General features: G+C 69.8%; 6 protein-coding genes and 1 riboswitch. Of the genes, 2 read left to right on the plus strand and 4 right to left on the minus strand.

The features are described from left to right. The first annotated feature begins 104 nt into the window (after nucleotides 1–104). On the plus strand, nucleotides 105–1,853 hold the full coding sequence (locus Pme01_RS18300) for an aminotransferase class V-fold PLP-dependent enzyme (RefSeq protein ID WP_168116849.1): 1,749 nt from the start codon (nucleotides 105–107) through the stop codon (nucleotides 1,851–1,853). A 43-nt stretch (nucleotides 1,854–1,896) separates the two neighbouring features. Here Pme01_RS18300 and Pme01_RS18305 read toward each other — a convergent pair whose 3' ends face one another. Next, complete coding sequence (locus Pme01_RS18305) at nucleotides 1,897–2,529, minus strand: hypothetical protein (protein ID WP_203935724.1); 633 nt, start codon at nucleotides 2,527–2,529, stop codon at nucleotides 1,897–1,899. Nucleotides 2,530–3,043: 514 nt separating this feature from the next. Continuing rightward, a riboswitch (cyclic di-AMP (ydaO/yuaA leader) is annotated at nucleotides 3,044–3,184 on the minus strand. Nucleotides 3,185–3,460: 276 nt separating this feature from the next. Beyond that, the gene (locus Pme01_RS18310; RefSeq protein ID WP_168118140.1) at nucleotides 3,461–4,921 is read right to left on the minus strand and encodes a benzaldehyde dehydrogenase; all 1,461 of its coding nucleotides are present in this window, start codon (nucleotides 4,919–4,921) and stop codon (nucleotides 3,461–3,463) included. A 376-nt stretch (nucleotides 4,922–5,297) separates the two neighbouring features. On the opposite strand from Pme01_RS18310, the gene Pme01_RS18315 reads away from it, so the two are divergent. Further along, a complete protein-coding gene (locus Pme01_RS18315) occupies nucleotides 5,298–6,611 on the plus strand; it encodes an MFS transporter (RefSeq protein ID WP_239088308.1) in 1,314 nt (437 codons plus the stop codon). Between the two features lie 247 nt (nucleotides 6,612–6,858). On the opposite strand, the gene Pme01_RS18320 is transcribed toward Pme01_RS18315, so the two are convergent. Both Pme01_RS18320 and Pme01_RS18325 read right to left on the minus strand, forming a co-directional pair. After that, nucleotides 6,859–10,542 (minus strand): hypothetical protein, encoded by a 3,684-nt coding sequence (locus Pme01_RS18320; RefSeq protein WP_168118142.1) that lies wholly within the window; start codon nucleotides 10,540–10,542, stop codon nucleotides 6,859–6,861. A 16-nt stretch (nucleotides 10,543–10,558) separates the two neighbouring features. Further along, nucleotides 10,559–13,375 carry a hypothetical protein gene (locus tag Pme01_RS18325; protein ID WP_168118143.1) on the minus strand — a complete coding sequence of 939 codons (2,817 nt, stop codon included), beginning with the start codon at nucleotides 13,373–13,375 and terminating at the stop codon, nucleotides 10,559–10,561. Nucleotides 13,376–13,530 lie beyond the last annotated feature (155 nt).

The following is a 13,530-nucleotide window of genomic DNA, read 5'->3' on the forward strand; positions in this document are numbered from 1 at the left end:
AACCGGGCGCGGTGCCCCTGCGGAAGCTATCCGCAGGGGCACCGCGTGCATGCGAAGCGTAATCAGACTATTACTCTGAGTTCATTAGGGCTCATACTGACAGAATGACCGCCGTCGATCCGATACCGATCCCCGACACTCCCCTGCTGGAGCGCATCCGCGAGTCGGTCATCGGCGACGACCAGCTCATGTGGGGCCCGTACGGTCCGCGCCGGGTCACGTACGCCGACTACACCGCCTCCGGCCGGGCGCTGGAGTTCATCGAGCGCTTCATCCTCGACGAGGTCCTGCCCCGCTACGCCAACACCCACACCGAGTCGTCGGGTACCGGGCTGCAGACCACCCGGCTGCGCGAGGACGCCCGGCACATCATCCGCGACGCGGTCGGCGGCGACGAGGAGACGGTCGTCATCTTCACCGGCTCCGGGGCGACCGCCGCGATCGACAAGCTGATCCACATCCTCGGCCTGCGCATCCCGGCGGCGCTCGACGACGCCTACCACCTGGCGGCGCACATCCCGCAGCGGGAGCGCCCGGTGGTGTTCGTCGGCCCGTTCGAGCACCACTCCAACGAGCTGCCCTGGCGGGAGTCGATCGCCGACCTGGTGGTGATCGGTGAGGACGCGAACGGCCACGTCGACTGCGCGCACCTGGAGGCCGAACTGCTGCGGTTCGCCGACCGTCCACTGAAGATCGGGTCGTTCTCGGCCGCGTCGAACGTCACGGGAATCGTCACCGACACCGACGCCGTCTCCGACGTACTGCACCGCCACGGCGCACTGTCGTTGTGGGACTACGCCGCCGCCGCGCCGTACGTCGACATCAGCATGCGCGGCAAGGACGCGCTGTTCATCTCGCCGCACAAGTTCGTCGGCGGTCCCGGTACCCCCGGGGTGTTGGTCGTGCGCCGGGAGTTGCTGCGCAACCGGGTGCCGATCGTGCCCGGCGGCGGCACGGTGGACTACGTCAACCCGACCGAGCACCACTACATCGCAGACCCCGCCCACCGGGAGGAGGGCGGCACCCCCGCGATCGTCGAGGCGATCCGGGCCGGGCTGGTGTTCGGACTCAAACAGGCGGTCGGGGTCGACGTGATCCGGGCGCGCGAGGACTACTACCTGCGCCACGCGGTCTCCTCGTGGCTGACGAACCCGGCCATCGAGATCCTCGGCAACCTCGACGCCGAGCGGCTGTCCATCGTGTCGTTCGTGATCCGCCGGCCAGGCTGCCGGTACCTGCACCACAACTTCGTGGTGGCGCTGCTCAGCGACCTGTTCGGCATCCAGTCCCGCGGCGGCTGCTCGTGCGCGGGGCCGTACGGTCACCGGCTGCTCGGCATCGACGCCGAGCGTTCGCACCGCTTCGAGCGGGAGATCGTCGCCGGCTGCGAGGGCATCAAACCGGGTTGGGTACGCGTCAGCTTCAACTACTTCATCTCGCCGGCGGTCTTCTCCTACATCGTCGAGGCGGTGCACCTGGTCGCCACGTACGGGTGGGCACTGCTACCGGAGTACCGCTTCGACCCGTACCGCGGGCTGTGGCGACACAAGGACGGCCTGGTCGAGCCGCCGCTGCGGTTGGATCAACTCTCCTACGACGCCGACGGCACCCTGCGCTGGCCGGCGCATCACGAGCGGGCCGGGGAGGACGCGTTCGCGTACTACCTGCGCGCCGCCCGTGAGCTCTGCCTCGAACTGGCCCAACGGCCGTGCCGCGACGGCCGCGCCGGCGGGGCGGTGTCGGCCGGCTTCGAGGAGCTGCGCTGGTTCGAACTACCCGACGAATCGATGTCCGGGACCGTAGACGTCCAGCCCTCCGGCGACCCGTCCCGAGCGACGTGGGCCGGATGGTGATGGCCTGGCTGCCGAGAGTCGACCGGCGGCCCGGCCCTGACCGCTATCCGATGGCGGCCACGATCTGCTCGGCGAGCCACTGATGCTGGGCGTACGCGCCGGGGAACGCCGACTGCTGCACGGTCTGCGCCGCGTCGGTGACGGCCATCTGCTCCCAGCCGGGAATCTGGACCAGAGCGGCGTAGAACCGCCGGGCCGACTCCTGGGGATCCATCAACTGGTCGACGGTTCCCCAGTTCGGCCGCTGCTGGAACAGGCCCACCGAGTCGTAGTCGTACCCCACCCCCTCGTTGGGGTGGTCCATCGACCCCGGCACGTTCGGGTTGGCGAGATTACGCAGGCGGCTCTCCTGCAGCGCGGTGGAGATCGCCACCACGTACGCGCGACTGGGCAGGTTCAACTGCTTGCCGGCCGCAACGATGGCGGCGGCGTTGTCCATCTCGACCCGGCCCAGCCCGGCAACCGGCTGTACTGCGGGGACGGACGACGGGTGCGTCGACCCCGACGGCTGCGGGTTCGGCGAGGATGGATCGGCCGTCGGCGCAGCGGAGGTGGGCGCCTTCACCGCGCCCAACAGCCACCCGACAGCGGCGACGAGTCCGTCGTAGCCGGAGTCCTCCTGCACGTTGCCGACCTGCTGTTCGGCGTTGGTGGGTACCGGACCGGAGGCGATCACAGCCGCTGCCCGTGGCGTGGCCGCCGGGGTGGCAGCGGCTGGCGCGACACCCCACGAAACGGCACCGACTCCGCCGAGAGCGATGCTCGCGGCAGTACCGCGAAGAATGGGGTTGATTTTCGCGCTGATGAGCGGAGCGAGCTGCGAAAAGGCTGCCATCCGGGGCAGCGCGGAGCCCGCCGGGCGCCGGAACCGTTCACGTCGATGTACAGAACTCATTGAAATTCTCCAAGGCCGTACCGCAACCATCAACCGCCGTAGACACAGCGATGGCCCGGAAATGCGGGTAAAGAGGCAAGATGAGGTGGGTGCGCGCGAGTCACGAGCGGGTACGGCGACGGAAGCGCCAAACCCGTACACCGCTCGTCCGCGCCGGGCGGAAACAACACGGCCCGGTCACCCGGCGGGGGATGCCCAGTCAGGGACCGGCGTGGACCCCAGCGGCCGAGAGCGCACACACGGTACGGCGGAGAAATCGGCGAGAATGGTCACCGAGAGTGACGTACATAGGTAGGTCTCCTTACGCCTCCGCCTACCGGGTTAGCTGACGGATTCGGGCGCGAAGGTTGCCCTACCACAGGCCGTCGACCTGCGGATTCACCCCAGACGTGCGGTGGGTCCCCGGCTCGTTGCCACGACTCGGCGGGTCTGCTCCGGCGTCACCCGTTGTGACACGTGTCCGGACCAGATCCGTCGACACTACTGATGGTTGCTTCACCTGCCAAGCCCGTGCTCCTGTTACCCGACACACGCTTGCGCGGGCTCCAATACAACCTTTATCCGCGCCCGGGAAGCGCGCAATCCATAATGGACTCGGCGCAGGCGAGTTCATGGGACGACGGACGTCGATCGGTGCGGAAGAACGCCACGACCGTGACCAGCCCACCTGGTCCGGGCCGCGACGTCGAGGCCCGGACCAGGTGGGTGACGGTCAGAACGGGTAGGCGGGCAGCTCGCCGCGGACCGTCACCCACTGCGTCTCGGTGAAGGCCTCGATGTTGGCCTGCGGGCCACCGTGGCGGGAACCGGTGCCCGAGGCCCCGACGCCGCCGAACGGCGCCACCGCCTCGTCGTTGATCGTCTGGTCGTTGATGTGCACCAGGCCCGACGGGATCCGTTCGGCCAACTCCAGGCCCCGGTAGATGTCGCGGGTCAGGATGCCCAGGGACAGGCCGTACTCCGTGTCGGCCGCCAACCCCACGACCTCGTCGATCGAGGAGAACGGGGTGACCGGCGCGACCGGGCCGAAGATCTCCTCGCGGTACGCCGGCGCGTCGACCGGGACATCGCCCAGGACGGTCGGCCGGTAGAACAGCCCCTCGTACGTGCCGCCGGTACGGACCGTCGCCCCGCTGTCGACGCTCGCCGTCACCAGCCCGTGCACCCGGTCACGCTGACCGGCGTCGATCAGCGGGCCGAGCGCCACCTGGTCCCGGAACGGGTCGCCGACCGGCAGCTTCTCCACCTTCTCGGTGAGGATCCGGGTGTACTCCTCGGCGATCGACTCGTGCACCAGGTGCCGGGACGTGGCCATGCAGATCTGGCCCTGGTGCGAGAAGGTACCGAAGGCACCGACGGAGGCGGCCTGGGCCACGTCGACGTCGGGCAGCACGATCAGCGCCGAGTTCCCGCCCAGCTCCAGGTGTGCCCGCTTGAGGTGCTGCCCGGCCAGCGCGCCTACGGCGCGGCCGGCCCTGGTGGAGCCGGTGAAGGCGATGATGCGCACCGCGGGCTCGACGACGAGCGCCTCCCCGACGTCGGCGCCACCGGGCAGTACCTGGAACACGCCCGCCGGCAGGCCGGCCTCCTCGAAGATCCGCGCGAATGTCGCACCGCCGCTGATGGCGGTGCGCGGGTCCGGCTTGAGGATCACCGCGTTGCCGAGCGCCAGCGCCGGGGCGATCGCCCGGATGGCCAGGATCGTCGGTACGTTGAACGGCGCGATGACCCCGACGACGCCGGCCGGCACCCGGCGCGCGAAGGACAGCCGCGGCGCGCTGGTGCGCAGCATCTCGCCGTACGGGTGGGACGGCAGGGCCGACGCCTCGTAGCACTCCTGCGCGCTGGTGTACACCTGGAAGTCGCCGAACGGCTGGATCGCGCCGGACTCACGCGCCAGCCAACCCTTGATCTCGCCGGCGTTCGCCATCAACAGGTCCCCGGCGCGGCGCAGCACGGCGGCACGCTCCTCGAACGGGGCGGCAGCCCAGGCCCGCTGCGCCTGCACCGCGCGCTCCGCCGCGGTGTGCACGTCCTCCGGCGTCGCCTTGCCCACCGGGGCGATGACCTCCCCCGTCGCCGGCTCCACGGCGTCGTACGTGTCGCCGGAGCCGTCGGTCCAGGACCCCGTCCACACCTTCCCGTGCCAGGTGCCGTCGTCCAGCAGTGCCATGTTCTTCTCCTTGTCAGTCGCGACCGTGGGACGGCCGCGCGGATGATGCAAACTGTGCCACCTGGTCGGTCGGTGCGGCATCGTCGGGATGGGTTCGATGACGGTGCCGCTGTAGGACACCTCGACCGCACCCTCGATGCGGCCGAGGGGGAGGTACTCCACCAGACGCTGGTCGATAGCCGGTCACTACCGTCCTCGACCCATTCGTCGCTCAAAGGGCGATTGACGAGTCACCTGAGCCCGAACGGCCGGGACGCGAACTTGATCGTGTTAGGCAGATTCTTGACCGCCATCACCAAGGTGCCTAACATGCGATCACGCGTGTGATCCAGGGCACGCTCGGCCCGACCCAGTCATCCAGCAGATGGGTACCCCAATGACCCAGCCACACTTCTCGCCTACCCAACTCAGGCGTGCCGTGCTGTCGAGCTACCTCGGAAGCGTGATCGAGTACTACGACTTCCTGCTCTACGCGACCGCCTCGGCCGTCGTGTTCAGCCGGATCTTCTTCTCCAACCTCGACCCCCTCGTCGGCACCATCGCCAGCTTCGGGACCCTCGCCACCGGCTACTTCGCCCGACCGCTCGGCGGCATCGTGTTCGGCCATTTCGGCGACCGCATCGGCCGCAAGAAGATGCTCGTCCTGAGCATGAGCCTGATGGGCATCGGCAGTACGCTCATCGGCCTGCTACCCACGTACACCCAGATCGGGATATGGGCGCCGATCCTGCTGGTGCTCCTGCGCGTCGTACAGGGCATCGCCGTCGGCGGCGAGTGGGGCGGCGCCGTGCTCATGTCGGCCGAACACGCCACATCCCGGCGCGGGCTGTGGGCGAGCTTCACCAACGCCGGCGCACCCAGCGGCATGGTCGTCTCGACGCTGGTCATGGCGCTGTCCGCCGCCATCGCCGGCGAGCAGGGCTTCCTCGTCTGGGGCTGGCGGATCCCGTTCCTGCTGAGCGTCGTGCTGCTGGCCATCGGCCTGTTCGTACGGTCGAGGGTCACCGAGACGCCCGTGTTCACCAAGGCTGCGGACGCGAAGCCCAGCGCGCCGCCGCTGTTGGAGGTCTTCCGCCGGCACCCGCGCAACCTCGCCCTGGCGGTCGGTGTCGGTTTCGGCGCCTTCGTCGCACAGAGCACGCTGACCACGTTCGTCATCTCGTACGCCGTGCGGGCCGGCTTCCCCCGCTCCACCGTGCTGAACGCCCTCACGTTGTCCTCGGTCGCCGCGGCCCTGGGCGTCATCGGATGGTCGGCACTGTCGGACCGGGTGGGGCGACGCCCGGTCGTCCTGGCCGGCGCGGCCGGGATGGGCGTGTGGGCGTTCCTGCTGTTCCCGATGATCAACAGCCGGTCCACGCTGCTACTCACCCTCGCCGTCGTCGTCGGCCAGGGCGTCGTGCACTCCGCGATGTTCGGGCCGCTGGCCGCGCTGTACGCCGAACTGTTCTCCACCCGCGCCCGGTACACCGGCGCTTCGCTCGGCTATCAGATCTCCGGGATCGGGGCCGGCCTGGCGCCGCTCGTCTTCGCCTCTGTCCTCGCCGGGGGTCGCGGCACCACGACCGTCTCGATCATCATCGCCGCCGGGTGCCTGCTGTCCATCGGCTCCATCCTCGCCCTGCGGGAAACCGCCACCGGCCAACTGACCGACGAACCCGAGGTCACCGCCGCGACGGTCGGCCGCTGATCGAACCGGACCGGCCGGCGCACTACAGCGCCGGCGGCCGTACCTGCGCGGCGCGTCGGTCCGCTCCCCTCGGAGCGGACCGACGCGCCGCCCCACGTACACAGTGGGAGCCGCCGAGGCCCTCGGTGCCAGGCTCTCCCGTCACTGGTACGTGAAGTCCGAGAACGGGCACCGCGCGCGGCAGGAACAGACCGGCTCCGTCGCCGGCGAACAGCTGGGACAACAGTATGGCGGCGGGTCCTTTCGGTCAGACGGGAATCGTGTCGCTGTAGATGACGCGGCCAAGCGTCCCCACGGCGGGGTCGTCAGCCGTATGCGGCGCCTCCTCGATGACGGCGAGCCGGAGTCGCCCGGGCGGTGCGGGCACCGGTACGGGCAGGTCGCCGGACCAGGTACCGATGGTCGGCGCCTCGTCCGGGAGGTCGAGTGTGAGTTCGACCTCCCGCAACGGCTCCCAGCCGAGGTCCTCGTCGACCACCGGCGCCGTGCGTTGCTCCCAGCGGGCGACCGCCCGCGCTCGCGGGGTGGTATCGCTGTCGACGTAGGTGGGACCGGTGAGGCTGATGTGCCACGACTGCGGGTCCTTCCGCACGCTGAGGGTGCGGTCCGGCAGCGTCTGCACCGGATCGGCCAGCACGATCGGCGAAAGCTGCGCGCCGCCCAGGGAGTCCTCCTGGAATCTGATCAGGCTCAGCCGCAGGAACGAGAAGTACGCGTCGCCGAGGTCGAGTTCCAGGTCGCTGAACCAGCGTCCGGTCGCCGCGTCGTACTCGGGGACGTAGCAGACGATGGCCATGTTTCCGCCCTGCGGTCCGATCTGTGCCACGAACGCACCCGTCAGCACGCTGTCGGCGTTGCGGAAACTGGCGGCGTCCAGGCGCCGGGGTGTGGGGCCGAATCGGATCGGGTCGACCCCGAGCAGGGTCACCCAGGGATAGTCCACCTCGGTCGGCTCGGCCGCGGGATCAAGCACGATGATGCCGAGCACCTCCCCGTCACCGGAGGAGAACCACGGGCGGTCCAGGTACACCCGCAGCCCGCCACCCACCCGGCGACGCACCACCTGTCCGGGTTCCGGCTCGCTTTGCTCCCACCTCACCGTGGGAATCACGTAGTGGAGTTCGGGTACGGCCGGCGGAGCGGTGTTCGGGATCGACACCTCGACGGGCTCCCCCACCACCGAACAGTCGGTGCCTGGCGGGAAGTACTCGCTGAACGAGCTGGTCAGGGTGGGTCGGTAGCGCACAACGCGCCGTCTCGTGTCGCCGAACTCGTGGGGTACCGGTCCGGACGGGTCGATGATGGAGGCGTTGAAGCTCATGGTCTCGTCGCCGGTGAACGTGGCCGGGACCTCGGAGCTCGGCGCACCCTCGAAATCCCTGGCCAGCGCAGTCGCCACCGTGAACACCGGCCCGGCGAACTGTTGGACGCGCGGGCCGTCCGCCGTCTCGTCGTCGCGGGTCTCGGCCCATTCGGCCTGTACGTCGAGGCGTTCCGTGCTGGCCGGGTGCAGGCCGACGCTGCCGCTCAGCTTGGCGTTGGTCGAGCCTAACTCGCGCCCGGTACCGGAGATCTCCAGCGTCGGCACCCGAAGTGGGTGCTGTACCGCGTGCACCAGGGTGAGCTCACGCCACGGTGTGACCATCCAGTGCCGGTTGGCCTCGACGGCGTTGCGCACCGTCGCGAACTGCTCGTCGGACAGCTCACGGCGGCACCAGTCGAGCATCCCGAGCACGTTGTCGTCGACAATAACCTTCGAGCTGACCCGTACCGTGGCCACGCCGGACGGGGGCAGCGCAACCGTCAGCACCCGCGCATCGGCATCGAACCGCGGTTGCCCGGTGCCGCCCACGAGCCGGATCCGGAAGGTCAAGGGTGCGAACCACTGCTCGCCGCGGCAGTCCACACTGAACGCCTCGTCCTCCGGTAGGCCGGGAAGCCCGAAGAAGACCACGCCCTCGGCCAGCGGATCCGGGAGGTACGGCACCGCGATCCGCTCCTCGGGATGCACCGTGGCCAGTTGACCCTTCTCGCGCCGGGCAATCTCGTAGCCGGCGCGACGGGTGTCGGCGGAGCCGGAGCCGATCGCCCCGTCCAGCATCCCTTGCCGTTCGACCAGCTCCAACGGCGCCTTCGGAAGGACGACGTGCCGCTCGTCGGGTACGACCTCGCCCGGTTCGGCGAAGGTACGGATCACCATCCGGTCGGGTGCCGCGCCGCCCGACAGCTCCTGCCGTGGCACCAGCTCAGGGGCGGGCACCGGCTCGAACCGCCGGTACGTCAACGACCCCTCACCGGGAAGGGCATAGTGCAGCAGGAACTCCGGCGGCAGGTGCAGATCCTCGTCCAGCCCCGGCCCGTTACCGGCGAGGTCCACGGTGCGCACCCGGACCCGGTACTTCCGCCCGAACCGCAGCCGTGGCAGCGAACCCGGTCGCGCCGAGGTCTCGATCTGCAGCGGCATGGCCGTACCGACGGCGTTCTCGGGACGGATCAGTGCCGTGTCCGGTTGCGTGGGATCCGGTGCGCGAGGGTCCGGAGGAAGCACCTTGCCGGGACGCGGCGCGGACAGGCTCCATCCGTCCCAGCTGACGACCTGGTCGTGCAGGTACGGCTGGGCACCGAAGATGCCCGGCCTGGCAAGGCTGACCTGGAAGAATCCCTCGTCCTGTACGGGCTCGAGCGGATGGCCCGGGATCCGGTACTCCACCACCCGTTCGTGCAGGGATCGCCAGCGCCCCGCGTCCACGTCGAAGACGTCCAACCGGTGGCCGCGGACCAGGTCGTCGTCACCCAGTTCGATCAGTCCCCCCTGGCCCAGCGCCTCCTCGCGGAGGCGGGCCCGCTCGAAGTCGCCCCGCAGCACCTCGTCACGGCGGTCGCGGACCAGGGCGATCCCGCCCGAGCGTACGGTCGGCAGACCGGTCAGGGCCTCCGGATCAGCGGAGACCAGTTTCAGCGCGGCGCCGTCCACATCGGACTGCTCCAGGCTGAAGTCGCTCTCCGGGAGGAACTTCAGCCCCGCGTCGGCTGCCAGCTCACCCAGCTCCGAGGCTCGGGTGAACCGGCGTCGGCCGTCCGGCGCCGAGTCCGGCGTCAGGTGCCGGTAGGCCGACAGCGGTGTGACGTCGTTGTTGACGGCACCGAGCAGGGACTGCCAAGCGGGCCGGATCCGCATCGACACCCCGCCGAACTGAACCACCGACTCGGCGGGGACCTCCAGGTCCACCACCAGGCCCAGCCGCCGCAGCATCGTCGGGTGGTCGCCCAGCAGCGACAGCATCTGGTGGAAATCCAGTTCCGGGGTCGGCATCGGTGGCGCCGGCTCCTCCGCGGCGAACGCGGCCTGGGCGAGCGTCGGTGGCTGGTAGAAATCCACCACCCGCTGCAGCGGGGTCATCTCCGGTTCCGCGCCCGCGGCCAAGCCTTCCGGCGGCGCGATCGTCTGTGGGCTGGTCGCGAGGAAGCCGGCCATCGGGGTGTCAGCCATGTCCGCCGCGCTCGGCAGCCGGTCGGGCGCCACCGCGGCGACGCCGGCGTACGCACCACGGGTCGACGCGGCGACGTCACGTGCCGAGAACGACCGCATCGAGCTCGCGGAGTGGTCGTCGAACGAGAAGCTCGACAGCGGCGTCTGCGGTCCGAACAGCGCCCGCCACAGGGCGGAGTCGGGCGGCTCGCCGACGCGGGTGCAGGGAACGACGAACACCGGTGGCCCCTCGCCGGTCAGCGACACTCCCTCCACGACGAACGTGGCCTGCCCGATCCGAGCCGGCCAGTCGAGGAAGTCCGGGAACGACTCGAGCGTCATGTCGCCCTGGTCGTCGCCGGACAGCCGCGGTGCGACGAACACCGATGCCCGTAACCGGGCGCCGTCGGCGGTGACCCCACCCGGTAGGACCACCCACTGGATCTGCTGCTGCACCGGCATCCCGGTCACCTCCTCGCTAGGCGTACGCCAGGCAGTACTCGTCCCAGTCCGCCGGCTCGACACAGTCCTCGAACGTCGGGTCGCCGGCAGCGCCCGCGAAACTGCGCTCCAGACGCAGCGACACGCTCTTGCTGAAGAACGCGACCTTCACGCTGACCGTCACACTGGCCTGCCCGTACATCTCCGAACGCCCGTCGACCTTGCGGTAGCCGAGTGCGAGACGGAACTCCACCGACACGCTCACGATCCCGAGCACCGACACGTACCCGCCCGCGCGCAGGAACCCGGCGAGCGACACCGCGTTCTCGGCCCACGCGAAGTAGATGCCGCCCATCACGTACACACCGCCGCTGGCGACGCCGATGTTCAGCGACACCGAGCCGCCGAACTCGATCGAACCCTCGACCTGCTTGACCCCGTCGGCGCCGACGGTGAGCGCGAAGAACCCGGTGCCCCCGAACAGGGACACGCTCACGGTGAACGGGTCGTGCCGCTCGGCGATCGCGAACCGGAACGCGGTGGGCCGATCGTCGAACGGAATCGTCAGCCGTGCCGACAGCGCGATGTTGTGCAGGCTGAACACGCCGACACCGGCACCCGGTACCGCCAGCGAGTAGCCCGCCTCGATACCGCGCGGCGTCACGTCCACGACCGTGCCGGCGCCGAATCCGTCGGCGGGAAACAGCTCCCGCAGGGTGTTGATGAACCGCAGCTCGCCGCCGAAGTCGATGGCCAAGCCGGCGATGTCCACCGATGGCTTACGTCCCGGTGCCGAGGTGAAGGTGAGCTTGTCGACGGTCACCACCACGATGCCGAGGAATTCCAAACGGAACTCGCGGAGCTCGCCGGTGACCGTGGCGGTGACCGTGCCGTCCGCGGCGCGCACGGTCCGGGCGTCCAGGGTGAGCGTCGAACCGGGGGTGAACCGCAGCGGCCCGAAGCCCTCCTTGAGCGGCGGGCGCCAGACGTACCGCACCTCGGCGCCGCCACCACCGGCCAGCGCACGGGTGAGCATGATGGGCGCCGGCAGTCGACGCCCCACGTCGTCGAGGATCGCCTGCAGGTCCCCGGGGGTCGTCGGGAAGGCTCCGCTACCGAGCTCCCCCACGTCGCCGAGCACATCGGCCAGGCCGATGTTGCCGAGGAGTTTGGCATCCAACCCGAAAACGCCGGCCAGGTCCTGCGCGGTCACCGTCGGACGGGTGAACACCGCCGGCAGGACGCCGCCTCGGCTGGTGATGTCCTTGATCGCGTTGTTGGGCTTGGCCAGTCCACCCACCCGGTCCGCCGCGAACCCGACCGGTACCTGGTCGACCAGCTCCATGAACGCACCCGCCGCCGTGCTCTCCAGACCGCCCTTCAGGTACTCCTCGTGGAGCCGCACCTCGTGAGCAGTACGGGCTCCGGTGAGCTGCTCCAGAGCCGGTAGCCGCACGGAGGCCTTCGCCATCGTCGGCAGGACGCCGAGCGCATGGCCACTTACCGGCACCATCCCCAGCTCGATCGACTCGGTGGGCGCGGACGTGGTGCCAGGGGTGTCCGTTTCTGCCATCGCCATCGGCTGCCCGGCGAGCGACCACACCCGCCGTTGCTCCCCGGCGCTGGTGAAGACGCCGGTGAGCTCTTCCGCCGTCCGGTCCGCCGGGCTGTACAGGACAGGGATCGAGACGGTGACGCGTCGCCCCTCGGCATCGGTGGCCACGGCGGTGAGCGGGTGGTCGGCGCCGTTCACCTGAATCCAGCTCACCCTGTCGGCGCGGAAGTCACTCAGCGGCGGGGTGACGGTGTCGACGTACCGCAGACTGCGCAGTGGCATCTCCCGGCCACCGAACTGATAGCCCTGCTCCGCACCGTAGGCCTGCTCGGGCTGCTGCACGACCAGGATCTCCTTCTTGCGGAGCAACGCGATCGCGGGTGGCCCCGCGTCGGGGTGCACCTCGAACCTGCGCTCGGTTATCTCCACCACCGAGGCGCGGTGGCCGGTGTGCAGGAACCCCCGGCTCACCACCTTCACGTACACGTCCCGGCCAAGGCCGGCGACGTGCTCGTACTGCGTCACCGTCGGCGTCGGGAAGCCGATCGCCGTGAGTTGCTCGGGTGGCAGGTCCGGGTATTCCCAGAGTCCCCGCATCCGCACCGAGGCCCCGAGCGCGGTGAGCATCATCAGGTCGGCATCCAGCGGGCGGGCGTCGTAGCGGACAAAGGCCGACACCAGGTCCTGTGCCGAGGTGAGGGTGACGATGTCCGCGAGTTGGCTGTCCCGGATCGGCGCGCCCTCCCGCTCCGGCCGGCCGGGAAGATGTGCGTACGCGCGCAGCTGCGCCGGTCCGCCGCTGTCGGGTACCAGCCGCGTGTGCCAGATCTCGGTCCATCCGTCTGCGGCGGTGAAGGGCGCGGCGCGGTGCCGCCACGTGGCAAGCCCCTCGGGGGCCAGCAGGAGTCGCGTGGGAAATTCGATAGCGGTCCGCTGCGTCCCCAGGAATACGCTCGTCTCGCCCGGATCGGGTGGAATGCTGCGCGGTACGCCGATCGGGCTGACCAGCGTCGGATCAAGGAGAGCCGCGACCGTCAGCGGGATCCGGTCGGCATTCACACCGAACGACAGCACCGTGCCCCCCGCCGAGAAGCTGAGGGCATGGCCTACGACGATGCCGCCCGAGGGGAATGCTTCCTCCCACACGTGCTGTGCGGGCAGCCGGACGACGACCTGGGCGGGGTCGCCGGGCGACTCCTTCTCCAAATGCGCACCGTCGGCCGAGATCCGCATGTTCACGACTTCGAACTCCGCGACCAGCAGGTCGGTATGACGGATCAGTGAAAGCCTGACGCCCATCATCGCCCCCAAGTCGCGGCGCAGGGCCGCTGGCCGTCAGGCCGCCCTCACAGCCTGCTAATCATGTGCTTACCTGAGTCGTCATTGTTCGTGAGCCCGTGTGTCCGAGACTCGACTGATCGCGGCGCTGACGACGGTTGATCAAGCCGGCCGGC

This window comes from Planosporangium mesophilum (assembly GCF_016863255.1).
In the GTDB taxonomy this organism is placed as follows: Bacteria; Actinomycetota; Actinomycetes; order Mycobacteriales; family Micromonosporaceae; genus Planosporangium; species Planosporangium mesophilum.

What these genes read in the sequence shown, in the direction of transcription:
- Pme01_RS18300 (WP_168116849.1), top strand. Translation starts at nt 105, where the DNA reads ATGACCGCCGTCGATCCGATACCGATCCCCGACACTCCCCTGCTGGAG.
- Pme01_RS18310 (WP_168118140.1), bottom strand. Translation starts at nt 4,921, where the DNA reads ATGGCACTGCTGGACGACGGCACCTGGCACGGGAAGGTGTGGACGGGG.
- Pme01_RS18315 (WP_239088308.1), top strand. Translation starts at nt 5,298, where the DNA reads ATGACCCAGCCACACTTCTCGCCTACCCAACTCAGGCGTGCCGTGCTG.
- Pme01_RS18320 (WP_168118142.1), bottom strand. Translation starts at nt 10,542, where the DNA reads ATGCCGGTGCAGCAGCAGATCCAGTGGGTGGTCCTACCGGGTGGGGTC.
- Pme01_RS18325 (WP_168118143.1), bottom strand. Translation starts at nt 13,375, where the DNA reads ATGGGCGTCAGGCTTTCACTGATCCGTCATACCGACCTGCTGGTCGCG.